Here is a 22,656-nt window from a genome sequence, read left to right as displayed (position 1 = left end):
CGGCGCTCGGGCCGCGAGGAGGACGCGCCGTAGGCTGGCGACATGAGCGATGGACTGTCGACATCCTTCGGTGCCGAGGCGCACAACTACGAGCTCGGTCGCCCCGACTACCCGTTCGAGGCCGTGGCCTGGATGCTGGAGCCGCTGCCCGCCGACTCGCGCCGCATCGCCGATGTCGGCGCCGGGACCGGCAAGCTCACGCGCGTCCTCGCCAAGGCGCCCGATGCCGAGATCGTCGCCGTGGATCCGGATGCCGAGATGCTCGCCACGCTGCGCGGAGCGATCCCCGGGGTGCCGACGTTCCTCGGAACCGCCGAGAGGCTGCCCCTCCCGGACGCCAGTCTCGACGCCGTCGTGCTCGGCCAGGCGTGGCACTGGGTCGATCCGGTGCGCGGCTCGGCGGAGATCGGGCGTGTGCTGCGCGACGGGGGTGTGCTCGGACTGATCTGGAACATCCGCGACGAATGCGTGGAGTGGGTGCGCCGCCTCACCGCGATCATGCACGGCAGCCACGCCGAGGTCATGCTCGCAGAAGGGGGACCCGAGGTCGCGCCGCCGATGGGGGCGCTCGAGGAGCAGTCGTGGGAGTGGGTGCGTCCGATCACGCGGGAGCTGCTGCACCGGATGGCCGCCTCCCGCAGCTACATCATCACCGCGTCGGACGACGAGAAGCTGCGCATCCGGCACGATATGGATGCGCTGTTCGACGAGCTTGGTCTCGACGGCGACGCGACGATCGACCTGCCGTATGTGACGAGGGCCTTCCGCAGCCGCAAGAGCTGACGGGCGGGGTCCGGCCGGCGGGTAGACTCGTACCCCGTGGCTCTCACTATCGGAATCGTCGGCCTGCCCAATGTCGGCAAGTCCACCCTCTTCAACGCCCTGACCAAGAACGACGTGCTCGCGGCGAACTATCCGTTCGCGACGATCGAGCCGAACGTCGGCGTGGTGAACCTGCCCGACCCGCGTCTCGACAAGCTCGCCGAGATCTTCCACAGCGAGCGCATCCTGCCCGCGGCGGTGTCGTTCGTCGACATCGCCGGCATCGTGCGCGGTGCGAGCGAGGGCGAAGGCCTGGGCAACAAGTTCCTCGCGAACATCCGCGAGGCCGACGCGATCGCGCAGGTCGTCCGCGGCTTCGCCGATGACGAGGTCGTGCACGTCGACGGGGCCGTGAACCCCGCATCCGACATGGAGACCATCAACGCCGAGCTCATGCTCGCCGACCTCGAGACCGTCGACCGGGCGATCACACGGTACGAGAAGGAAGTTCGGGGCAAGAAGATCGAGCCCGTCGTGCTCGAGACGGCGAAGGCCGCGAAGGATGCTCTGGAGCGCGGCGTCCTGCTCTCCACCAGCGGACTCGACCTGAGTCCAATCCGCGAGCTCGGACTCCTCACCTCGAAGCCGGTCATCTTCGTGTTCAACGTCGATGAGGGCGTGCTCACCGACACCGCCCGCAAGGAGGAGCTGGCCGCGCTCGTCGCTCCCGCGAAGGCGATCTTCCTCGACGCGAAGATCGAGTCGGAGCTCAAGGACCTCGATCCCGAGGACGCCGCGGAGCTGCTCGCCTCGACCGGCCAGGACGAGTCCGGCCTCGACCAGCTCGCCCGCACCGGGTTCGACACGCTCGGCCTGCAGACGTACCTGACCGCCGGTCCGAAGGAGGCGCGTGCCTGGACGATCCCCAAGGGGTCGAAGGCGCCGCAGGCCGCCGGAGTCATCCACACCGACTTCGAGAAGGGCTTCATCAAGGCGGAGATCGTCTCGTTCGACGACCTCGTCGAGACCGGTTCCGTCGTCGAGGCCCGCGCCAAGGGCAAGGCCCGCCTCGAGGGCAAGGACTACGTCATGCAGGACGGCGACGTCGTGGAGTTCCGCTTCAACAACTGATCGGATCGCGCTCCTGCATCTCGGCTTCTACCGGGCCGAACGCCAGTAGTTCGGACGCCACCAGTACAAGGTCGTGAGGTCGTCGGGCCACTCTGCGTCGCGGTGGCCCTTGGCTTCGAATGCATCCTGCTCGAGGTCGATCGGCCGCCAACCGGCATCCATCTGTTCCTCTTCCGAAGCCGGCCGGACGTGCTTGACGAATCGGTCCTCCATTGCTCCGAACAGCGCATAAGCGCGCTGGGAATCGATGAGGGAGGGGCGATTGGCTCCACCCGCGTATGTGGGCCATCGGAGTTGGACGGCATCGTCCTCCCAGAAGCACACAGGGCACAGTTCGTACGATCCTGGCGGCTGACCAAGAGTGAGATGACCGCAGCATGGGCACGGATAGACGGTCCGGTCATCCAGGTTGGGCACGGCTTCAGGTTATCGGTGGTGCGAAATGCCTTTCGGTGACGCGGCGTGATGGAGTTCCGCTTCGGCAACTGAGGCGCCCATGCCCTCTCGGCCGGATCCGCGTCCGACCGAGAGGGAGCACGAGCATCCGACGTTTTCGCGTCACTCCTTGTTCATCGCGTCCTGGGCGGCGCCGGCGACCTTCTCGACGACGTTCGGCATGTCTGTCGTGCCGTAGAACCGCGCGTCGGGACGGGTGGGCGGCGGCATGACCGCCGTCGTCGTCGGGCCGTCGTGGTAGCTGAACTCGCCCTTGCCGTCCGGCGTCGGCCCGCTCGCCCAGGACCCCTCGGCGGCCGCCGCTCCGTCGCTGAAGTTGAGGTACTGGTACGAGACCTCGCGGTGCTCCTTGTTCAGTGGGAAGTTGCTGGGCACGGGCAGTTCCTCGGCTCCCTCCGCCTTGAGCTCCTCGACCGCGGCGAGCCACTGGTTCTGGTGCATCGTGTCGCGGGCGAGCAGGAAGCCGAGCATGTCCCGGATGCCGTGGTCATCGGTCATGTGGTACAGCCGGGCGACCTGCACTCGGCCCTGCATCTCGGCGTTGGCGTTGGCCATGAAGTCGGCGAGCAGATTGCCGCTCGACGTGATGTACGAGCCCTGCCACGGGTTGCCGTTGCTGTCGACCGGGCGCGCCCCGGCGCCTGCGACGATGCCCTGCTGCACGTCGGTCCCGCCGACGATGGCGGCCACGGTCGGGTCATCCTGCACGGCATCCTCTGTGATGCCGAGCGGCGCCTTCTCGAGCAGCTGCGCGATCATGACGGCGAGCATCTCGACGTGCCCCATCTCCTCGGCGCCGATGCCGAACACCAGGTCGCGGTACTTGCCGGGGATGTGCATGTTCCAGGCCTGGAACTGGTACTGCAGCGCGACGGTGATCTCGCCGTACTGTCCGCCGAGCACCTCCTGCAGCTTTCGCGCGTAGACGGCATCCGGGGCCTCGGGTGTCGCGGAGAACTGGAGCTCCTGTCGGTGGAAGAACATGGTGCGCCTTTCTGATCGTCTGTCGGTGGACTGGCCATGCAACGCTCGTGACCCCGGATCACGAGGGGGGTTTCCAGATCCGCCCATCCCTGCGACAATCGCGCGCCCGCCCGTCGACTGCTTCTCCGTGCTCCTGTAGCGGTGTCCGCCGCCCCGCGTCAAGCCCGAAGCGCGGGGAACGGCAGAGGGCCAGGGTGGCCGCATGGACGACACGGAACCGCGCGCGGCAGACGACCGGGCCAGCGACGGGTTCGCTTCGTACCTGGAGGATGCCGCAGGCGACATCGTCGATCGGCTCTCCGCCTGGGTGATGATCCCCTCCGTGTCGGCGGATCCCGACCGTCGGATGGACATGACGCGATCTGCGCACTGGATCGCCGGCGAGATGCGTGACGCTGGGCTCGAGACGACGTTGCTGCCGACGGGGGATTCCTTCGCGGTGTTCGGCGAGAGACTGGTCGACCCCGAGGCGCCGACGATCCTCGTCTACAGCCATCACGACGTGCGGCACGCGAAGCCGGAGGAGTGGAGCGAGACCGAGCCGTTCACCGCCGTGCTCCGCGACGGACGTCTCTACGGGCGCGGGGCGTCCGACGCGAAGGGGCAGGTGCTCGCGCACGTCTGGGGCCTGCGGGCGTTCGACGCCTGCGGCGAGCTGCCTCTGAACGTGAAACTGCTCATCGACGGCGAGGAGGAGATCGGCTCGCCGAACCTCGAAGCACTGCTGCGTGAGCACCGCGACCGGTTGGGCTGCGACGCGATCGTCTTCTCCGACACGATCCAGTGGCGCGATGACGCGCCGGCTCCCGTGACCTCGATGCGCGGCACCCTGACAGCCACGCTGACCGTGATGGGACCCGAACGCGACGTGCACAGCGGGGTCGCATCTGGGGTCACCCTGAATCCGTCGCTGGTCCTGGCGCGCATCCTCGCGGGCATGCACGACGACTCGGATCGGATCGCGATCCCCGGCTTCTATGACGGCGTCGCCGCTGTGTCACCTGACCGGCGTCGAGAGCTGGGCGAGCTTCCGTTCGACGAGGACGTCTGGCTTGAGCGCAGCGAGACGCGCGTGGTCACGGGCGAGGCGGGGTACACGGTGCCCGAGCGCCTCTGGGTGCGACCGGCCGTCGAGGTGATCTCGCTGCTCGCAGGCGATCCGACGGGCATCGAGCGCTCGGTGATCCCGCGGGAGGCGACGGCCTCGCTCAGCATCCGGACGGTTCCCGACCAGCGCAACCACGACATCGCCGACCGTCTCCGCGAGTACGTCGCCGCGGCGATGCCGACCGGCGCCGCGTACGAGCTGACGGTCGACGAGCGCATCGCGCAAGAGCCGTACACCGCCCCGCGCGGCGCGATGCTCGACGCTCTCGAACTCGCCCTCGCGCGGGGGTACGGGACGGAGGTCCGTGGTCGCATGGGCAACGCCGGGGGCGGACCCGCGGAGCTGCTCTCTCGCGAACTCGACGCGCCTGTCTCGTTCCTCGGCACGGGCCTGCCCGAAGACCACTGGCACGCCAGCGACGAGAGCGTGGACGTGAGGATGCTGCTGCAGGGCGCTGCCACGATCGCTCACCTGTGGCAGGAGATCGCACGTCGAGGGAGATCCGCTCTGCGCGAGTGAGCGGGATACGCTGGAGGACGAGGGATGACGGCGACGGACGAGCGCGTCGCCGCGAGCCCCTCGTCACCCACTGAGACGGCACGAGGAGAACCACGCCCATGACCGACACCCAGATCTTCGAGCCCGACGGCCGCGCGATCCCGTTCGCCGACGAGGGCGACGGTCCGGTCAAGCTGGTCCTCATCCAGGAGCAGGGGCTCGCCGCCGACGTGCTGGGTGTCGCCGCGCACTACCTCGCCGAAGAGGCGGGCTTCCACGTGCTGCGCATCGGACACCGTGCAGGCGACGCGACTCTCGAGGACCGCGTCGAGGATGCCGTCGCCGTGATCGACCACGTCGGCATCGACGACACCTGGGTCGGCGGTCACGGGTTCGGCGGCACGATCGCCCGCGCCCTCGTCGCCGCTCACACCGACCGCGCGAACGGCCTGCTGCTGCTCGGCGTGGAGGACATCGACATCCCCGTCGCACCGGCGATCCCCGTGCTGATCGTGCAGGGCACGGAAGACACCGACACCCCGCCCGCGAACGCCGAAGCGCTGCAGGCGAGCGTGCCCGACCGCTCCAGCATCAAGACCATCGCCGGAGACCACCTCTTCCCCATGCATCACCCGATCGAGACCGGTGTGATCATCGAGGAGTACCTCGACTGGGACTGACGCTCTCAGAGCGTGGCCGCGCTGGGGCAGTGGGCGCTACGGTGAACTCGTGACCCACGTTGACACCGCGCCGCGAACAAACACGCTCGCGCTCATCGCCTTCATCGCCGCGTTTGTGATGCCGCTCGCCGGTCTCATCCTGTCCGTCTTCGCGCGCCGACAGCTCGACGACCCGCGGAACTCGGAGACGGGACGGGGACTCGCGCGTTGGGCCATGGTTATTGGGGTGCTGGGCACGCTCACTCACGGCTTGTTTCTCGTGTTCTGGCTCACGATGTTCTTCCAGGCAGTCGGCTGACAGTCGCTCGTCCGGCGGCTGAGAGGATGGTCTGATGACCGCCACCCTCGTCGCTCAGAACCTCGCCGGAGGCCACGGCCACCGCATCCTCTTCGAGGGGGTCGACCTGACCGTCGCTCCCGGCGATGTCGTGGGAGTCGTGGGTGCGAACGGTGCGGGCAAGTCGACCCTGCTGAGGCTGCTCGCGGGCGTCGATGCACCCATGGACGGTACGGTCTCGCTCGCGCCGGCCGATGCGTTCGTCGGCTGGCTGCCCCAGGAGCACGAGCGTGTGCCCGGTGAGACGGTCGCCGAGTACATCGCTCGCCGCACAGGGTGCGCCGACGCCACCAGGGAGATGGATGCCGCGGCCGCGGCGCTCGGAGATCCGAGCCTCGCGCCGGCCGGCGCCGACCCGGCCGACACGTACTCGACGGCGCTGGAGCGCTGGCTCGCCAGCGGTGCCGCCGACCTCGACGAACGGATCCCGCCCGTGCTCGCCGACCTCGGGCTCCCGAGCGGAGGGCGGGTCGACGAGCACACACTCATGACGGCCCTGTCCGGCGGGCAGGCAGCGCGAGTGGGACTGGCCGCGCTCCTGCTCTCACGTTTCGACATCGTGTTCCTCGACGAGCCCACGAACGACCTCGACCTCGACGGCCTCGACCGACTGGAATCGTTCGTCCGGGGCCTCCGCGGGGGAGTGGTGCTCGTCAGCCACGACCGCGAGTTCCTCGCTCGGAGCGTCACCCGCGTGCTCGAGCTCGACCTCGCCCAGCACACGCACCGGCTGTACGGCGGCGGGTACGACGCGTATCTGGAGGAGCGCGCCGTGCTGAAGCGGCACCTGAGGGAGAAGTACGACGAGTTCGCCGAGAAGAAGGCCGACCTCATCGCCCGCGCCCGCACCCAGCGGGAGTGGTCGAGCCAGGGCGTGCGCAACGCGATGAAGAAGTCGCCCGACAATGACAAGCTGCAGCGCAAGGCGTCGATGGAGTCCAGTGAGAAGCAGGCGCAGAAGGTGCGTCAGATGGAGAGCCGCATCGCCCGCCTGGAAGAGGTGGAGGAGCCGCGCAAGGAGTGGCAGCTGGAGTTCACCATCGGGTCGGCTCCGCGGTCGAGCACGGTCGTCTCGACGCTGAGCGGCGCGGTGTTCCACCAGGGCGACTTCACGCTGGGGCCCGTCTCGCTGCAAGTCGACGCCGGCGATCGCATCGGCATCACCGGGCCGAACGGCGCCGGCAAGTCGACACTGCTGCGCGGGCTGCTCGGCCGTCAGAGCCCGAACGAGGGATCCGCCAGCATGGGCGCCAGCGTGCAGATCGGCGAGATCGACCAGGCGCGGTCACTGCTGCGCGGACCTGCCGCCCTGGCTGACGCCTTCGAGTCGGTGGTGCCCGAGATGTCGTCGGCCGAGGTACGGACGCTGCTCGCGAAGTTCGGGCTCAAGGCCGACCACGTCACCCGCTCCGTCGACGAGCTGTCTCCGGGCGAACGCACCCGTGCAGCTCTCGCCCTCCTGCAGGCGCGCGGCGTAAACCTGCTCGTGCTCGACGAGCCCACCAACCACCTCGACCTGCCCGCGATCGAGCAGCTCGAGCAGGCGCTGGAGAGCTACACCGGCACGCTGCTGCTCGTCACGCACGATCGGCGCATGCTCGACGCGGTGCAGACCACACGCCGATGGCTGGTCGAGGACGGACGAGTCGTCGAGCGCTGACGCTCAGCGGCCCTGACGCTCAACGTTCTTGGCGCTCGGCGCCCCTGACGCTCAGCGGCCCTGACGCTTCTTGTAAGGCTTCGGCTGTCCCTTGACGATCGGCGCGCGTCCCTTGCCCTTCGACGCCTTCGCCTTGCCGCCGGCCGGCGCCACGGTCTTCGGCGCGGGCGGGGGAGCGGCGGCGACCGCGGCCTGCGCCTCTGCAAGGAACAGAGTGCCGACGTTCGTCAGCCGCGGGGTGCCCTCACGGTTCACGAGTGTGTGCCCGACCTCTGCTTCGAGCTTGTCGAGCGACGTGTACAGCGAAGCCAGGGGGATGCCGAGCTGTGCGGCCGCCCGGGGGAAGTGCAGCGTCTCGGCGAGCACCACGTAACGGCGCAGCAGCGCGATCTTCATTCGGGTTCGCCTCCTCGGCGGTGCTCGGTCTCCTCCCAACCTACGCGACGTGCCCGTCGGGTGCGCCGCGCCCCGGACGCGCGGATGCCGCGGCTCGACGAGCCGCGGCATCCGTGATGAAGCCGGTGAGGTCAGGCGACCTGGCTGAGCACGGCGAAAGACACCGCGCCCTCGTCATCGACGCCGGCGTCGAGCACCTTGTCGTCGAGCGCGGCCGCAGCGGTCTCGTCGAGGAAGAGACGGGTGCCCGAGACCTCGACGACCTGGTCGGCCGGCTCCGGATCGGGTGCGACGAGAACCGCGAGGCGGGCGCCGCCGTCGGGGCCGGGATCGGGCGTCGAGTGGATGCGGAGACCGGCGTCTGCGGCGTCGGTCTGACGGCTGACGAGGGTGTTCACGATGGCGGTTGCGTTGTCGGTGAGGGTGAGCACGAGACTCTCCTTCCGGTAGCGGACACGAGGCGGTCGCGACGTGTCCGGGCCACGATGCCGAACCCCACGGGCAGGATCAACCCGACGCGCCCGGTTCGGAGGGTTCTCCCACCGGATGCAGAGTTTTGCGCAGGAACACCTGGTCGGTGCCGTCGCCCTGCGGGATGCGGGCGCTCTCGACATACCCGCACGCCTCGTACAGGCGGATGTTCGCCTCGCTCAGGCTGCCCGTGAACAGCTCGGCGGTCTCTGCCGACGACGCCTCCTCGGCGGCCGACAGCAGCGTTCGACCGATGCCCTCTCCCTGCATGTCGGGCGCGATCGCGATCCGGCCGATCAACAGCATCCGCTCGTCCTCCGCGAAGCGGATCGCCCCCACCAGCCGACCGCCGACCCGCGCGCCGAGGCCCGACCCGGAGCGAAGCTCCGCCTCGACCTCGGCCAGCGTCTGCGTCAGCGGCGGCATGTCGGCGCTGCCGTAGATCTGTGCTTCCGAGACGAACGCGGCGCGCTGCAGAGTCATCACCTCCCCGGCGTCCTCGGCGCGGAGCGGCGCGATCTCGATCTGGTCGTTCGTGTCTGTCATTCGTGACCTCCGCACGCCACCATCGGCGGTGCGGGGAGCGGGTGTCAACCCCCTCGATCCCGGCGGCCCATCCGGGCTATCGTCGCCGCCAGGAGGACACACATGGCTGAGAAGAAGAGCACCACAGGCACCACGACGAACAAGCGCGGAGCGAAGACCACCCGTCGTCAGAACGCGGAGAAGGGATTCACCGCGTCGCCCACGCTCGCGGCGAACCTGCAGACCGTGCTGGTCGACCTGATCGAGCTGTCGCTGCAGGGCAAGCAGGCGCACTGGAACGTCGTCGGACGCAACTTCCGCGACACCCACCGCCAGCTCGACGAGATCATCGACGCCGCCCGGACGTTCAGCGACACGGTCGCCGAGCGCATGCGCGCGCTGCACGCCGTTCCCGACGGGCGCACCGACACGATCGCGGAGACGACCTCCCTTCCGGCCTTCCCCATGGGCGAGGTGTCGACCGAGGACACGATCGACCTCATCACCGCACGCCTGGAGGCCGCCATCGGTACCATGCGCGATGTGCACGACGCCGTCGACGAGGAGGACCCCACCTCGGCCGACATCCTGCACGCCGTGCTCGAGAGCCTCGAGCAGTTCGCGTGGATGGTCAGCGCGGAGAACCGCACCCCCGCGGGCAGCTGACGCAACACACATCACCGTGCGGCGGGCTCGGACTCATCCCTCGCGGATGTCGTTCCGAGCCCGTCGCACGAGTGTCGGCATCGCGACCCACAGGGCGGCGATCACCACGACCGACGCGATGAGCGCGACGAGACCGGCCGTGCGGTTGACGGTGAAATCGATGATGAGCGTCGTCACGCCGACCGTGAGCGCGGCGATGACGATCAGATCGATCCGCACGATGCGCGCGGCCACCCGCACGAGCTGCGGCTTGCGCTGGCGCCCGAAGAGGGCCCTGTGCATCCCGACCGGTGCGAGTGCGAGGATGGTCGCGAGGGCGGCCAGGCCGACGAGCACGACGTACACGTCGCGCTGGAAGGCATCCATGTCCTCGAAACGAGGTTGGAACGCGACCGCGAGGAGGAAGCCGGTGAGGATCTGCGTACCGGTCTGCATGACCCGCAGCTCCTGCAGGAGCTCGTCCCAGTTGCGGTCCGCGCGCTCGTTGGCCGTCTCGTCCCGACCGTCCCTGCGGTCATCGCGTTCGATCGGGTGCAGCGGGCGGTCTTCCGGGTTCATGGCAACAGTCTCCCGGTACGGGATTCCCGGTGTCCAGGCTCTTGACCCGGCCAGCGAGGCCGCACCCGTGGACGGAGGTCGCCGATGACTCTGCCGCCGATCAGGGAGTGGTGGAACGACCTCTCCGAGGAGGCGAGACTCGCCGTCTTCGAGCACGCGCCGCACGTGGGCGAGATCGCCCGCGAGGAGATCCGCGAGATCACCGGTGCGGTCGTCGGCATGGCGGAGACGCTGACAGACGACGACCTCGACTACGCGCGGTCGGAGACAGAGAAGGGCGTCTGACCGGGCTCTTCACGAAGCCTCGGCTCACGGCGGCGTTCGGGGCGCAGGCCGGCCTTGTCGGAGTAGAAGGCGCGGATGCGGTCCATGTCGGCGCCGACGTCGCCGGTCAGCTCGATGGTCGGCCCGAGACCCGTGGTCATCGTAGTGCGGTCGACGAACCCGAGCGTCACCGGCATTCCGGTTTCGCGGGCTATCCGGTAGAAACCCGATTTCCAGTACCCCGTCGCGCTGCGGGTGCCGTCGGGCGTGACGACGAGACCGAACACCTCGCCCTGATGCACGCGCGCGACCACGTCGCCGACCACGCGCGCGGGGTCGGAGCGATCCACGGGGATGCCGCCGAGGCGACGCATGATCGGACCCCGCCACCCTCGGAACAGGCTGCTCTTGCCCAGCCAGCGCACGTCGATGCCGAGGCGCCACGCGATCGCGAGCATGAGCACGAAGTCCCAGTTGGAGGTGTGCGGAGCGCCGATCAGCACGGTCGGGCGGGTGGGCACCGCCTCGACGGTCAGGGTCCAGCGGCTGAGCGCCCAATAGAGGCGGGCGAGGAGTCGGGTCACCATGCTCCAACGCTAGGGGAGAGGGCTGTCGATTCCCTGGCGGTTGACAGCCGCCGGGCCGGTATGCGGTCGGCGACCGGTCACGTAGGCGCGAACGGCGCCGACAGTGCGCAGCAGGCGTACCATCGAGGGATGGCCACCACACAGGAACCCGCAGAGCACGAGCAGCGCCCTGCGCTGTCGCCGCTGCCCGGCGCCCTGAACCTCCTGGACGACGCCGACGACAGCGTCGGCTACTGCAGCGGCGGCGTCTGCCACTTCCCGGCGCCCAAGAAGCAGTAGCGAGTCCGGCCCGCACACTTTCTGCCGACGGCCACCCGCTGCATCGCCGAGACCCCCGCCTGCGACGTCAGCAGGCGGGGGTCTCGGCGATCGTGGGTATCGATGATCAGTGGCCGCCGTGGAAGCCGGACGGCTCCTCGGCGGGCTTGCGCACGAACGCGCTGAGAACGACCGCGGCCAGGGAGATGATCGCCGCGATGAGGAACGCCATGCGCGCGCCCGGTGCTCCGGCGACGGCGGTCGTCAGACCCTCGCTCTCACCCGCGTGCAGGATCGACGAGTACGTCACCGTGAGCAGGGCGACGCCGGCCGCGCCACCCACCTGCTGCAGTGTGTTGAGCACCGCGGAGCCGTGGGAGTAGAGCGACCGGTCGAGCGAGCCGAGCGAGGCGGAGAACAGCGGCGTGAACGACATCGCGAGGCCGACCGACATCGCGGCCTGAACGAGGATGAGCACCCAGAAGACCGTGTGCTCGCCGACCGTCGAGTAGAAGAACAGCGATGCTGAGACCAGGATCGTGCCCGGGATGAGCAGCGGGCGCGTGCCCTTCGCATCGTAGATGCGGCCCATGACCGGACCGAGCAGACCCATCAGCACCGACCCCGGTAGCAGGATGAGGCCGGACTCGAGCGCGTTCAGACCTGCGACGTTCTGCAGGTACTGCGGGAGCAGGGTGAGGGTGCCGAACATCGACAGCGCGAGGATCGTCATGATGATGACCGAGAACGTGAAGTTCACGGAGCGGAAGACGCGAAGGTCGAGCAGGGCGTCGTCGACGCGCTGCAGGACGAGCTGACGCCACACGAAGAGACCGAGCGCGACAGCGCCGACGACGAGTGCGGTGATACCGGCTGCCTCGCCCGAGCCGCCCTCGCCGCCGAACTGGCTGAGGCCGAAGACGATGCCGCCGAAGCCGAGTGCGGCGAGCGGGATCGAGAGCACGTCGAGCGGCACGACACGCGTCTCGCCGAGGTTCGTCATCCACTTCACGCCGATGACGAGCGAGATGAGCGCGATCGGCAGGATGATGGCGAACAGAGCTCGCCAGTTCAGCGTCTCGAGCACGGCGCCCGCGAGGGTCGGGCCGATCGCCGGAGCGAGGGAGATGACGAGGCCGACGCGCCCCATCATGCGGCCACGCGACTGCGGCGGGACGACGTTCATGATCGTGGTCATCAGCAACGGCATCATGATGCCGGTACCGGCAGCCTGGATCACGCGGCCGGCCAGCAGCACGGCGAAGCCGGGTGCGACCAGGGCGACCAGGGTTCCCAGCGAGAACGCGGTCATCGCGGCGATGAACACCTGCCGGGTCGTGAAGCGCTGCAGGATGAAACCGGTGGTCGGGATCACGACGGCCATGGTCAGCATGAACGCGCTGGTGAGCCACTGGCCGAGCTCGGGCGGGATGCCGAGGTCGGCGTTGAGGTGCGGGATCGCGATACCCATCGTCGTCTCATTGAGGATGGCGACGAACGCGGCCACGAGGAGCAGCCAGATGACGCGCATGTCGCTGCGCGCGATCTCGCCCCTCGCTGCGGGAGGGGGCGTGGTGATGGAACCGGTGTCGACGGCAGACATGCGGCGGCCTCCTAGGCGCGGAAGAGGGAGGGTGCGCGAGTGCGCGGGGACCATTCAGCGTAACGTCAGGTTCGGACATTCCATTCCGCATCCGGGTGAATCCGCTCTCGGCGGAGAGCGGAGCCGGCCGATCCGGGCCCGGTGTCGTCGGCGCTGACTACGCTGGCGACATGAGCATGGGCGGCGGTATGGGAGGGCGCGGCGGAGGCTTCCGCGGCGTCGACGAGGCGGCGCAGCGCCGCATGAACGCCGAAGCGCCGCGCATCAACGGGCTCGGCGGCCGCGTGATCGCGCTGTTCCGCCCGTACCGCTGGCGCATCGCTGTGACCGGCGTCCTCGTGGTGGTGGGCGCGGGCATCGCCGTCATCCCGCCCCTGCTGGTGCAGCGCATCTTCGACGACGCGCTCTTCCCGGTCGACGGCGGCGGCCCGCAGCTGTCGCTGCTCGGGTGGCTCGTGGGCGGCATGATCGGCCTCTTCCTCCTCTCGGCGGTGCTCGGCGTCGCGCAGACCTGGCTCACGTCGACCGTGGGCAACAGCGTGACGGGTGATCTGCGCGTGCGACTCTTCGAGCACCTGCAGGCGATGGAGCTCGGATTCTTCACGCGCACGAAGACCGGCGTGATCCAGTCGCGGCTGCAGAACGACGTGGGCGGCGTCTCCGGCGTGCTCACGAACACCGTCACCAGCATCCTCGGCAACGTGGTCACCGTCATCGCGTCGCTCGTCGCCATGATCCTCATCGACTGGCGGCTCACCCTGATCGCCGTCGTGCTCATGCCGTTCCTCATCATCGTGCAGCGGCGGGTCGGTCAGGTGCGGGCGCGCATCGCGGGCGAGACGCAGGAGTCGCTCTCCGAGCTGACCTCGATCACACAGGAGACGCTGAGCGTCTCGGGGATGCTGCTGTCGAAGGCCTTCAACAGGCAGCGCACCGAGTCGGCCCGGTATCAGGCGGAGAACCGCAACCAGGTCGTCCTGCAGGTGCGGCGTGCGATGAGCGGCCAGGGCTTCTTCGCGGTCGTGCAGGTCATCATGGCCAGTGTCCCCGCGATCATCTACCTCGTCTCCGGATACCTGATCGCCGGCGGCACCGGCGCGATCACGGCCGGCACGATCGTCGCCTTCACCACCGTGCAGGCGCGTCTCCTGCAGCCGCTCATGGGGCTGATGCGCGTGTCCCTCGACCTGCAGACCTCGTCGGCGCTGTTCGCCCGCATCTTCGAATACCTGGATCTCGTGCCCGAGATCCAGGACGCCCCCGACGCGATCGACGTGGCCAGGGCTCCCGGTCCTCGCGGCCGGATCGAGTTCGACGAGGTCGTATTCCGCTACCCCGACGCGGCGGCGGACGCGCGCCCCACCCTGCAGGGGGTCTCCTTCGTCGCAGAGCCGGGGCAGCACGTCGCCTTCGTCGGGCCGTCGGGCGCGGGCAAGACGACCGTCCTCTATCTGGCGCCGAGGCTCTACGAGGCGCACGGCGGCGCGGTGCTCTTCGCCGGCGCCGACGTGCGCTCCCTCACCCAGGAGTCGATCATCGACCAGGTCGGCATCGTCTCGCAGGAGACCTACCTCTTCCACGCGACGATCCGCGAGAACCTGCTCTACGCGAAGCCCGGGGCGACCGAGGACGAGATGATCGCCGCGTGCACGGCGGCCAACATCCACCACATCATCGCGGGCTTCGAGCAGGGCTACGACACCGTCGTGGGAGAGCGCGGCTACCGCCTCTCCGGAGGCGAGAAGCAGCGCATCGCGATCGCGCGGGTTCTGCTGAAGGATCCGCCGGTGCTGCTGCTCGACGAGGCGACCTCCGCCCTCGACACGGTGTCGGAGCGCGTCGTCCAGGAGGCGCTCGACGAGGCCGCGAAGGGGCGCACGACGCTCACGATCGCGCACCGGCTGTCGACGGTGATGTCGGCCGACGTCATCCACGTCCTCGAAGCGGGGCAGATCGTCGAGTCGGGCACCCACGCGGAGCTCCTGGCCCGCGGCGGCCTCTACGCCGAGCTCGCCGCCCAGCAGGTGGCCGCGTCACGCGTGCTCGACACCGAGGCGGAGGTCGAGCAGGCCGTCACCGGCGGCGTCGGCGCCGCGCTCGCGGAACGGCGCGCCGATCGAGCGCCCGACGATTCCGCGGGCGAGGATGCGGTGGCCACCCTCACGGCGTCCGTACCGCTGCTCGATGCGCCGCCGGCCGACGACCGGGTGTACCCCGAGCCGCACTGACGGACCCATGCATGCACCCGGGCAGCGCTCTCGGGTGGCGGCCCGGACCACGTCTCAGTGGACCGAGAGGCCGCCGTCGACGAACAGCGAGTGTCCGGTGATGTAGGCCGACCCCGCGCCGGCGAGGAACACCGCCGCGGCGGCGAAGTCCTCGGGAAGGCCGTTGCGGCCGATCATGGTCCGCTCGGCGAGCGCGGCGATCTGCGCGGGATCCTCCTGCAGACGCGCGTTGAGCGGTGTGAGCACGAATCCCGGCACGAGCGTGTTGCTCGTCACACCGGAGCCGCCCCACGCCTCCGCCTCCGAGCGCATGAGGGACTCCACTGCGCCCTTCGACGCGCCGTACACGCCGCTCGACACGAACGCCCGATGGGCCTGCTGCGAGCTGATGTGGATGAGCCGGCCGTACCCGCGCTCGGCCATGCCGGTCGCGTAGCGCTGTCCGAGCAGGAAGGGCGCGAGGGCGTTCACGGTCATCGTGGCATCCCAGTCGTCCTCGGTGATCTCGGCGAACGGCGGACGGATGTTGATGCCGGCGGAGTTCACGAGGATGTCGGGCTCACCGAAGGGTTCCACGGCGGCCTCCGCAAGAGTCCGGATGCCGTCGCGGGAGCCGAGATCGCCCACGACGCCGGCCGCACGGCATCCGGCATCCTGCAGGTCAGCCACGGTGCGCGCGATCCGCTCCTCGCCGCGGGCGACGATCACCGTCGCCGCTCCGGCGCGGGCGAGCGCGGTCGCGATGCCGCGTCCGATGCCGGAACTGCCGCCGGTGACGACGGCCGTGCGGCCGTGCAGCGAGAACAGGTCGGCGAGGTAGTCGTTCATGATCTCTTCCGTGGTCGGGGTGTCGAGCCGGCCGTCACCAGCGAAGGCCGGCGACGAGGGTGGGATCGGGGCGCGCATCGGCGAACTCGGGAAGCGACTTCAGGTCGGCGACGAAGGCGTCGAGCAGGGCCCGGTACTCGGGGTCGGGATGCTGCGCGGCGATCTCCTGCAGCGGCGGCAGGTCCATCGCGAGGATCAGGTCGAGGCGAGCGGTCACGGCCGCGCGGGCTCCTGCCTCGTGCAGCACCCGGATGCCGCCGCGCAGTGCAGCGAGGTAGTCGCGCAGCACGGGTATCCGGTCCTTGCCCTGCGTGATCGAGGTGCCGTCGGCGCGCACGCGCCAGCGCACGACCGCGTCGGGGATCACGTCGAAGGCTCGCGCTCGGGTGTAGAGCAGTTGTGCGACGACCTGATCCTCGTAGGCGACGCCCTCGGGGAACCGCAGGTCGCGCCACAGCTCGGTGCGGCTCACCTTCGACCAGGCCACGATGTTCGCGCTCGCCGCAGGATGCTCGATGATCGTCGTGCCGAGGCGCTCGGGGTCGGTCGCCGCGGCCACCCACGGCTGCACGCGACCGGAGACGTAGCGCTCGCCGTCGAAGCGCGACCGTACGTAGGCGCCGGCGACGAGGTCGCTGCCGCTCGCGGCGAGGGTCGAGGTCAGGCGTTCGAGGGCCGAGGGTGCGAGCTCGTCGTCGCCGTCGAGGAAGCCGACGAGCGGGGTGTCGACGACGTCGAGCGCGGTGTTGCGGGCGGCCCCGAGGCCCCGGGAGTCGTCGTGCGCGATCACGTGGAACCGGCGATCGTCCGCCGCGGCCTGCGCGAAGATGTGTGCTGTCGCGTCGTGGGACCCGTCGTCGACGAGCACGGCCCGCCACCGCTGTTCGGTCTGCGCTCGCAGGGAGTCGAGGGCTGCCGGCGCGAAGGCGGCGATGTCGCGACCGGGGACGATCATCGTCACGATCGGGGCGGAGTCGGTCACCCAGCCGAGTCTAGAGCGCGGCGGTGGGTCGCGGTCTCCCGCGGCGACGGCGCGACGGCGCGACGGCGCGACCGCGCGACAGCAGACGAGAGCGAGTGCGCGGAGTGCCCGCCGTCGAGGCCGGACGTCAGGTGCCTGCCGCCGCGCGCACCGCATCCGCGACCGCGTCGGCCAGTCGGTCCGGAACGCCCGGCGGCAACGCGGTGCGCCCGAACGTGAAGCGCACGGCGGTCTGTGCGAGGTCGGGGTCGAACCCGCAGGCGAGCAGCACGTGCGAGGGCTCGCCGCTGTCGGCGGCGCACGCCGATCCGCTCGACGACACGATGCCGCGTCGCTCCAGTTCGAGCAGCACGGTCTCTCCGTTCACGCCGGCGAACGTGAAGCTGGCGCACCCGGGCAGCCGTGAGTGCGGGTGGCCGGTGAGCGCGGCCTGCGGCACGGCTGTCAGGACGCGCTCGATGAACCGCGTCGTGGCTTCACCGACAGCCTCGTGCACGGCCCGTTGCTCGGAGGCCGCGAGCTCGAGCGCCGTGGCGAGGGCGACGGCCCCGGCGACGTTCTCGGTGCCGGAGCGGCGTCCGCGTTCCTGCCCGCCGCCGTGCAGCAGGGGCTCGATCGGGACCCGCCCGCGAACGGCCAGCACCCCGATGCCCTGCGGCGCGCCGATCTTGTGCCCGGCGACCGTGACGGCGTCCGCGCCGAGATCGCGCAGAGGAAGCCATCCCGCCGACTGCACGGCGTCGACGTGCAACGGCACTCCGACCGCAGAGGTCACGGCCTGGAGCGCCGCGATGTCCTGCACCGTGCCGATCTCGTTGTTCGCGTGGTCGACGGAGACGAGTGCGGTGTCCTCGCGCAGCGCCCTGCGCAGGTCGTCGGTGCTCACGCGACCCGTGCGGTCGACCGGCAGGTGTGTCACCGCGACACCGTGGAACCGGTGCAGGTAGTCGGCGGGAGCGAGCACGGACTCGTGCTCGATCGACGACACGATCACGTGGCGCCGCCCGCGGTCGAGCGCCGCCAGCACGATGCCCTTGACGGCGAGGTTGTTCGCCTCCGTCCCGCCGCTCGTGAAGATCACGTCGCAGCTCCGGAACCCGAGCACCGTGGCGACGCGCGACCGCGCCTCGTCCAGCGCCTGCGCTGCAGCCTCTCCGACGGTGTGGTGGCTTGAGGGGTTCCCGAACGCCCCGGTCAGGTAGGGGAGCATGGCGTCGCGTACCTCGAGGCGCAGGGGCGAGGTCGCGGCGTGGTCGAGGTACAGCATCCGCTCAGTCGATCCGGACGTCCAGGCCCAGATCCAGCGCGCGGGCGGAGTGCGTGAGCGCGCCGACCGAGATCACGTCGACCCCGGTCGCCGCGATCGCGGCGACCGTGTCGAGGTTCACGCCACCCGATGCCTCGACCTGAGCGCGTCCGTCGATGAGGGCGACTCCGGCTCGCAGTTCGTCCGGTGTGAAGTTGTCGAGCAGCACGGTGTCGGCGCCGCCCGCGATGACCGCGTCGATCTGGTCGAGGCGGTCGACCTCGACGACGACGTGCGTCGTGTGGGGCAGCTGCGCCAGTGCCTCGCGCAGCGCCGAGGCGAGGTCGCGCCCGGAGCGCTGCAGCACGGCGAGGTGGTTGTCCTTCGCCATGACCGCATCCGAGAGGGAGTGACGGTGGTTGTGCCCGCCGCCGGAGACGACGGCGTGGCGCTCGAAGGCCCGCAGACCGGGAGTCGTCTTGCGCGTGTCGGCGATGCGGGCCGACGTGCCCTCCGTGGCGCTCACGTAGGCGGCAGTGACCGTGGCGATGCCGCTCATGCGCTGCGTGAAGTTCAGTGCGATGCGCTCGGCCGTGAGGATGCCTCGGGCGTTCCCCGACACCGTCGCGAGCACGTCGTCGGCGGCGAACTCATCTCCGTCGCCGACGTGCACGTCGACCCGGATCGCGGGGTCGGTGAGCGTGAAGGCCGCGGTGAAGACCTCGCCGCCGCTGAAGACGCCGGCCTCCCGGGCGACGAGATCGGCGGTGGCCGTCGCGTCGGGCGGCAGCAGCACGCTGCTCGTGATGTCGCCCCAGGGCGCGTCCTCTTCGAGGGCGGCGCCGACGACGCGGGAGATGGCGGCGGGAGTGAGCATCAGACGGTCTCCAGAAGGGGTGCGGGAGCGGGTTCGCGATAGTGCGCGCCGACCGGGTCGACGCGGGAGAGGGCGGCGGATGCCGTGGCCTCGGCCAGCAGGAGCAGATTCGCGTCCTCATGCGCCCTGGCCGTCTCAGGCGGCGTCGCAGCCGCAGCCCAGGCGCGCACGGTCGCGAGGGCCGCCTCGAGGCCGGGGGTGTCGCGGAGCAGTCCGACATGATCCCACATCAGCCGCTGCAGCGCGTCGCGGCGGAACGGGACGGCGGCGGTCACGGGCGGGGAAGCCTGCTCCGGGCGGGCGGCGACCTGCAGCTCGGTCCACGGAGCCGTGAGCGCGGCTGCCGCGCGGGCGCCGAACACCGCCCCCTCCAGCAGCGAGTTCGAGGCGAGTCTGTTCGCGCCGTGCACACCGGTGCGGGCGACCTCGCCGACCGCGAAGAGGTTCCGGAGGGTGGTGCGGCCGTCGAGGTCGGTCTGCACCCCGCCCATGAGATAGTGCGCCGCGGGTGTGACGGGGAGGGGATGCGCCGACCAGTCGAGACCGCGCTCGCGGGTGACCCGATCGATCGTCGGGAACCGTCGGGCCAGCCTGGTCGCCCCGAGCATCGTCGCATCGAGATGGACGGGCGAGCCCTGGGCGGCGGCCCGTCGCGCGATCGCCCGCGACACGACGTCACGGGGAGCCAGTTCGCCGTCGGGGTGCGTGTCGAAGACGAAGCGCCGTCCTGCGTCGTCCACGAGCGTCGCGCCTTCGCCGCGCACGGCCTCCGAGATGAGGAACGGGGAGCCGACCGCGAGCACGGTCGGGTGGAATTGCACGAACTCGAGGTCGGCCACGGCCGCACCGGCGCGGATCGCTGCCGCGATGCCGTCGCCCGTCGTCCCCTCCGGGTTCGTCGTGTGCGCGTACAGGCACCCCGCGCCGCCGGTCGCGAGGATCACGGCATCCGCGGAGAGCTCGTCGATCGCTGTCCCCGCGAGCAGACGGATGCCGCGCACCGCGCCGTCCGTCACGACGAGGTCGACGAGCATGGCCCGCTCGACGACCGCGATCCGCGCGTCGTCGCGCACCGCCGTCACGAGCGCCCGGGAGATCGCCGCACCCGTCGCATCGCCGCCCGCGTGCACGATGCGCGCGTGGCTGTGCGCGGCTTCCCGGCCCAGCAGCAGCCGACCGTCGGCATCCCGGTCGAAGGCGACGCCGCGGGCGATCAGCTCGGCGATCCGCGCGGCTGCGCCCTGCACGAGCACGTCGACGGCGCCGACATCGGAGAGACCCGCGCCGGCGGTGATCGTGTCTGCGGCGTGCTGCTCCGCGGAGTCGTCCGTTCCGTAGACGCCGGCGACGCCGCCCTGTGCGTAGCCCGTGCATCCGTCTCCGATGGCGCCCTTCGTCACGAGCGTCACGTGGTGACCGGCTTCCGCGGCGTGCAGCGCGGCGGTGAGCCCGGCGATGCCGGATCCGACCACGACGACGTTCATCGCGCGCTCGCCGCCACCGGGGGCTTCGCGGCCAGCATCCGCTCCAGCGCGGTACGGGCGGGGTCGGCCACGTCGGACGTCACCCGGATGCGGTTGGGGGTGCGACCGGCCACGAGTTCTTCCAGCACCCACGCGAGATAGCCGGGGTGGATGCGGTACATCGTAGAGCACGGGCACACGACCGGGTCGAGGCAGAAGATCTCGTGCTGCGGGAACTGTGCGGCGAGACGCCGGACCAGGTTGATCTCGGTGCCGATCGCGAAGGTCGTCGGCTCGGTCGCGGCGGCGATGGCCCGACGGATGTAGTCGGTCGATCCCGCCTCGTCGGCGGCGTCGACGACCTCCATCGGGCACTCGGGGTGCACGATGACGCGGACCCCCGGGTGCTCGGCACGCGCCTGGTCGATCTGGCCGACCGTGAATCGGCGGTGCACGGAGCAGAACCCGTGCCAGAGGATGACGCGGGAGTCGGCGAGCTCCGCCTCGGTGGATCCGCCGATCGGTTTGCGCGGGTTCCACATCGGCATCTGCGAGAGCGGAACGCCCATGGCCTTCGCCGTGTTGCGGCCGAGGTGCTGGTCGGGGAAGAAGAGCACGCGGCGACCGCGCTCGAACGCCCACTCGAGCACCGTCTGCGCGTTCGAGGAGGTACACACGATCCCGCCGTGGCGTCCGACGAAGCCCTTGATCGCCGCGGAGGAGTTCATGTAGGTCACGGGGATCACCGGGACGCGCCCGTCCTCGTCCTGCTCGTCGAGGTCGCCGAGCACATCGGCCAGCTGCTCCCAGCAGTCCTCGACCTGACCGATGTCGGCCATGTCCGCCATGGAGCAGCCGGCGGCGAGGTTCGGCAGCACGACGGCCTGGTCGGGCCCGGAGAGCAGGTCCGCCGTCTCGGCCATGAAGTGCACTCCGCAGAACACGATGGCCTCGGCATCCGGTCGGTCCTTCGCCGCCGTCGCGAGCTGGAAGGAGTCGCCGACGTAGTCGGCGTGCCGCACGACCTCCTCCCGCTGATAGAAGTGGCCGAGGATCACGACGCGATCGCCGAGCACCTCCTTCGCAGCACGGATCCGCCGGTCGAGCTCCTCCTCGGTCGCCTCGCGATACTCGGCGGGGAGCTCGCCCTGCCGAGGTGCGCCGGTGGGGATGACGTCGCCCATCGACGACCCCGGTCCGTAGCCGGGCCGGATGTCGAAGTCCCAGGGCCCTGCGGCGAGGTCCGTCGTACAGGTCGCGTCGGTCGAGGCGCCGGCGACGATCGCCTGGATCGCGTGATCCACGGAGGCGTCCGAGGTCGGCACGGACGGGGTGGGGACGAAGGTGATGCTCATCGGATGCTCGTTTCCTCGGGTCCGAGCGGGCCGTGGTCGGCCAGCTCCACATCGGTGTCGTATCGGTAGAGGCGTGCGGGGCGGTGGCTCCCGGTGCGGAAGCGGTCGGTGGGGATCAGGTTCCCCGTCGCCTCGACCTGACGGCGGAAGTTCGCGGGGTCGAGCTGGCGGCCGAGGATCGACTGGTACGCCTCGCGGAGATCGGAGAGCGTGAACTCGGCGGGGAGGAACCCCTGCGCGACGCGGCTGTAGCCCACCTTGTTGCGGAGGCGCCACAGGGCGTAGTCGACGATCTTGTCGTGGTCGAAGGCGAGAGGAGGGCGCTCGGAGAGATCGAACCAGCGCACGTTCTCGGGCGCGTGACCGGATGCGCGGTGCGCGGCGCTCTGCGCGTCGACGTCGTCCTGGCGGAGCAGCGCCCAGTACACGATCGACACGACCCGCGTGGGGGAGCGGTCGACGGCCCCGAACGCGTAGAGCTGCTCGAGGTAGCTGGGCGTGAGGCCGGTGGTCTCGGCGAGGGTGCGCGCTGCGGCGTCCACGGGGGACTCGGCCGCGGTGAGCCAGCCGCCCGGCAGCGCCCACTCGCTGTCGAAGGGCGCGCGGGTGCGACGCACGAGGGGGAGGGCGAGCACGGGGTCGCCGCTCTCCGCGCGCCGCAGCGTGAGGATCACGGTCGACACGGCGACGTCGATCCCTCCACTTTGAGTCTTGAGCACCTTAACCTCCTGCG

At 70.2% G+C, this 22,656-nt stretch carries 25 protein-coding genes; 10 read left to right on the top strand and 15 right to left on the bottom strand.

Translation table 11 applies throughout. The annotated features are described in order from the left end of the window. Nucleotides 1-42 precede the first annotated feature (42 nt). Both MRBLWO14_RS03345 and ychF read left to right on the top strand, forming a co-directional pair. Nucleotides 43-783, top strand: coding sequence for a class I SAM-dependent methyltransferase (locus MRBLWO14_RS03345; protein WP_341935053.1), 741 nt, complete (start codon nucleotides 43-45; stop codon nucleotides 781-783). Between the two features lie 36 nt (nucleotides 784-819). Continuing rightward, nucleotides 820-1,893 (top strand): redox-regulated ATPase YchF, encoded by a 1,074-nt coding sequence (gene ychF, locus MRBLWO14_RS03340; RefSeq protein WP_341935052.1) that lies wholly within the window; start codon nucleotides 820-822, stop codon nucleotides 1,891-1,893. Nucleotides 1,894-1,920: 27 nt separating this feature from the next. Here ychF and MRBLWO14_RS03335 read toward each other — a convergent pair whose 3' ends face one another. Beyond that, complete coding sequence (locus MRBLWO14_RS03335) at nucleotides 1,921-2,310, bottom strand: CPCC family cysteine-rich protein (RefSeq protein WP_341935051.1); 390 nt, start codon at nucleotides 2,308-2,310, stop codon at nucleotides 1,921-1,923. A gap of 141 nt (nucleotides 2,311-2,451) precedes the next feature. Continuing rightward, nucleotides 2,452-3,333, bottom strand: coding sequence for a manganese catalase family protein (locus MRBLWO14_RS03330; protein WP_341935050.1), 882 nt, complete (start codon nucleotides 3,331-3,333; stop codon nucleotides 2,452-2,454). A 202-nt stretch (nucleotides 3,334-3,535) separates the two neighbouring features. Here MRBLWO14_RS03330 and MRBLWO14_RS03325 point away from each other — a divergent pair, with 202 nt between their 5' ends. From MRBLWO14_RS03325 to MRBLWO14_RS03310, 4 genes are all read left to right on the top strand, one after another. After that, nucleotides 3,536-4,960, top strand: coding sequence for a M20/M25/M40 family metallo-hydrolase (locus MRBLWO14_RS03325; protein ID WP_341935049.1), 1,425 nt, complete (start codon nucleotides 3,536-3,538; stop codon nucleotides 4,958-4,960). Between the two features lie 98 nt (nucleotides 4,961-5,058). After that, a complete protein-coding gene (locus tag MRBLWO14_RS03320) occupies nucleotides 5,059-5,619 on the top strand; it encodes an alpha/beta hydrolase (protein WP_341935048.1) in 561 nt (186 codons plus the stop codon). A gap of 49 nt (nucleotides 5,620-5,668) precedes the next feature. Beyond that, nucleotides 5,669-5,917 carry a DUF4190 domain-containing protein gene (locus tag MRBLWO14_RS03315; RefSeq protein WP_341935047.1) on the top strand — a complete coding sequence of 83 codons (249 nt, stop codon included), beginning with the start codon at nucleotides 5,669-5,671 and terminating at the stop codon, nucleotides 5,915-5,917. A gap of 34 nt (nucleotides 5,918-5,951) precedes the next feature. Further along, nucleotides 5,952-7,616 carry an ABC-F family ATP-binding cassette domain-containing protein gene (locus MRBLWO14_RS03310; protein WP_341935046.1) on the top strand — a complete coding sequence of 555 codons (1,665 nt, stop codon included), beginning with the start codon at nucleotides 5,952-5,954 and terminating at the stop codon, nucleotides 7,614-7,616. Between the two features lie 51 nt (nucleotides 7,617-7,667). On the opposite strand, the gene MRBLWO14_RS03305 is transcribed toward MRBLWO14_RS03310, so the two are convergent. The 3 genes from MRBLWO14_RS03305 to MRBLWO14_RS03295 form a co-directional block, all read right to left on the bottom strand. Further along, nucleotides 7,668-8,012, bottom strand: a complete 345-nt coding sequence (locus tag MRBLWO14_RS03305; protein ID WP_341935045.1) for a LysR family transcriptional regulator — start codon at nucleotides 8,010-8,012, stop codon at nucleotides 7,668-7,670. 131 nt (nucleotides 8,013-8,143) lie between these two features. Continuing rightward, a complete protein-coding gene (locus tag MRBLWO14_RS03300; protein WP_096715219.1) occupies nucleotides 8,144-8,443 on the bottom strand; it encodes a Fe-S cluster assembly protein HesB in 300 nt (99 codons plus the stop codon). A 76-nt stretch (nucleotides 8,444-8,519) separates the two neighbouring features. Further along, on the bottom strand, nucleotides 8,520-9,029 hold the full coding sequence (locus MRBLWO14_RS03295) for a GNAT family N-acetyltransferase (protein ID WP_341935044.1): 510 nt from the start codon (nucleotides 9,027-9,029) through the stop codon (nucleotides 8,520-8,522). A 102-nt stretch (nucleotides 9,030-9,131) separates the two neighbouring features. Here MRBLWO14_RS03295 and MRBLWO14_RS03290 point away from each other — a divergent pair, with 102 nt between their 5' ends. After that, on the top strand, nucleotides 9,132-9,674 hold the full coding sequence (locus MRBLWO14_RS03290; RefSeq protein WP_341935043.1) for a DNA starvation/stationary phase protection protein: 543 nt from the start codon (nucleotides 9,132-9,134) through the stop codon (nucleotides 9,672-9,674). Between the two features lie 33 nt (nucleotides 9,675-9,707). Here MRBLWO14_RS03290 and MRBLWO14_RS03285 read toward each other — a convergent pair whose 3' ends face one another. Next, nucleotides 9,708-10,232 (bottom strand): DUF6328 family protein, encoded by a 525-nt coding sequence (locus tag MRBLWO14_RS03285; protein WP_341935042.1) that lies wholly within the window; start codon nucleotides 10,230-10,232, stop codon nucleotides 9,708-9,710. 84 nt (nucleotides 10,233-10,316) lie between these two features. On the opposite strand from MRBLWO14_RS03285, the gene MRBLWO14_RS03280 reads away from it, so the two are divergent. After that, entirely contained in the window at nucleotides 10,317-10,517 is a 201-nt protein-coding gene (locus tag MRBLWO14_RS03280; RefSeq protein WP_341935041.1) for a hypothetical protein, read from the top strand. Here MRBLWO14_RS03280 and MRBLWO14_RS03275 read toward each other — a convergent pair. Then, nucleotides 10,484-11,083 carry a 1-acyl-sn-glycerol-3-phosphate acyltransferase gene (locus tag MRBLWO14_RS03275; RefSeq protein WP_341935040.1) on the bottom strand — a complete coding sequence of 200 codons (600 nt, stop codon included), beginning with the start codon at nucleotides 11,081-11,083 and terminating at the stop codon, nucleotides 10,484-10,486. The genes MRBLWO14_RS03280 and MRBLWO14_RS03275 overlap by 34 nt on opposite strands. Before the next feature lie 129 nt (nucleotides 11,084-11,212). On the opposite strand from MRBLWO14_RS03275, the gene MRBLWO14_RS03270 reads away from it, so the two are divergent. Beyond that, the gene (locus MRBLWO14_RS03270) at nucleotides 11,213-11,362 is read left to right on the top strand and encodes a hypothetical protein (RefSeq protein WP_341935039.1); all 150 of its coding nucleotides are present in this window, start codon (nucleotides 11,213-11,215) and stop codon (nucleotides 11,360-11,362) included. A gap of 106 nt (nucleotides 11,363-11,468) precedes the next feature. Here the strand turns inward: MRBLWO14_RS03270 and MRBLWO14_RS03265 are convergent, their stop codons facing one another. Next, on the bottom strand, nucleotides 11,469-12,944 hold the full coding sequence (locus MRBLWO14_RS03265) for an MDR family MFS transporter (RefSeq protein ID WP_341935038.1): 1,476 nt from the start codon (nucleotides 12,942-12,944) through the stop codon (nucleotides 11,469-11,471). 176 nt (nucleotides 12,945-13,120) lie between these two features. Here MRBLWO14_RS03265 and MRBLWO14_RS03260 point away from each other — a divergent pair, with 176 nt between their 5' ends. Further along, the gene (locus MRBLWO14_RS03260) at nucleotides 13,121-15,172 is read left to right on the top strand and encodes an ABC transporter ATP-binding protein (RefSeq protein ID WP_341936150.1); all 2,052 of its coding nucleotides are present in this window, start codon (nucleotides 13,121-13,123) and stop codon (nucleotides 15,170-15,172) included. A 54-nt stretch (nucleotides 15,173-15,226) separates the two neighbouring features. On the opposite strand, the gene MRBLWO14_RS03255 is transcribed toward MRBLWO14_RS03260, so the two are convergent. From MRBLWO14_RS03255 to MRBLWO14_RS03225, 7 genes are all read right to left on the bottom strand, one after another. Further along, nucleotides 15,227-16,000, bottom strand: a complete 774-nt coding sequence (locus MRBLWO14_RS03255; RefSeq protein ID WP_341935037.1) for an SDR family oxidoreductase — start codon at nucleotides 15,998-16,000, stop codon at nucleotides 15,227-15,229. A gap of 34 nt (nucleotides 16,001-16,034) precedes the next feature. Then, the gene (locus MRBLWO14_RS03250) at nucleotides 16,035-16,982 is read right to left on the bottom strand and encodes a glycosyltransferase family 2 protein (protein WP_341935036.1); all 948 of its coding nucleotides are present in this window, start codon (nucleotides 16,980-16,982) and stop codon (nucleotides 16,035-16,037) included. 127 nt (nucleotides 16,983-17,109) lie between these two features. Then, nucleotides 17,110-18,249: a cysteine desulfurase family protein gene (locus MRBLWO14_RS03245; RefSeq protein WP_341935035.1), complete on the bottom strand. Its 1,140-nt coding sequence runs from the start codon at nucleotides 18,247-18,249 to the stop codon at nucleotides 17,110-17,112. A gap of 4 nt (nucleotides 18,250-18,253) precedes the next feature. Beyond that, nucleotides 18,254-19,105, bottom strand: a complete 852-nt coding sequence (nadC, locus tag MRBLWO14_RS03240) for a carboxylating nicotinate-nucleotide diphosphorylase (RefSeq protein WP_341935034.1) — start codon at nucleotides 19,103-19,105, stop codon at nucleotides 18,254-18,256. Beyond that, entirely contained in the window at nucleotides 19,105-20,589 is a 1,485-nt protein-coding gene (nadB, locus tag MRBLWO14_RS03235) for an L-aspartate oxidase (protein ID WP_341935033.1), read from the bottom strand. Before nadB ends, nadC begins: the two co-directional genes overlap by 1 nt. After that, nucleotides 20,586-21,923, bottom strand: a complete 1,338-nt coding sequence (gene nadA, locus MRBLWO14_RS03230) for a quinolinate synthase NadA (RefSeq protein ID WP_341935032.1) — start codon at nucleotides 21,921-21,923, stop codon at nucleotides 20,586-20,588. Before nadA ends, nadB begins: the two co-directional genes overlap by 4 nt. Continuing rightward, complete coding sequence (locus MRBLWO14_RS03225; protein ID WP_341936149.1) at nucleotides 21,920-22,606, bottom strand: NUDIX domain-containing protein; 687 nt, start codon at nucleotides 22,604-22,606, stop codon at nucleotides 21,920-21,922. Before MRBLWO14_RS03225 ends, nadA begins: the two co-directional genes overlap by 4 nt. Nucleotides 22,607-22,656 lie beyond the last annotated feature (50 nt).

It is taken from the genome of Microbacterium sp. LWO14-1.2 (assembly GCF_038397715.1).
Lineage (GTDB): Bacteria > Actinomycetota > Actinomycetes > Actinomycetales > Microbacteriaceae > Microbacterium.
This window is presented reverse-complemented; position numbering and strand designations above follow the sequence as displayed.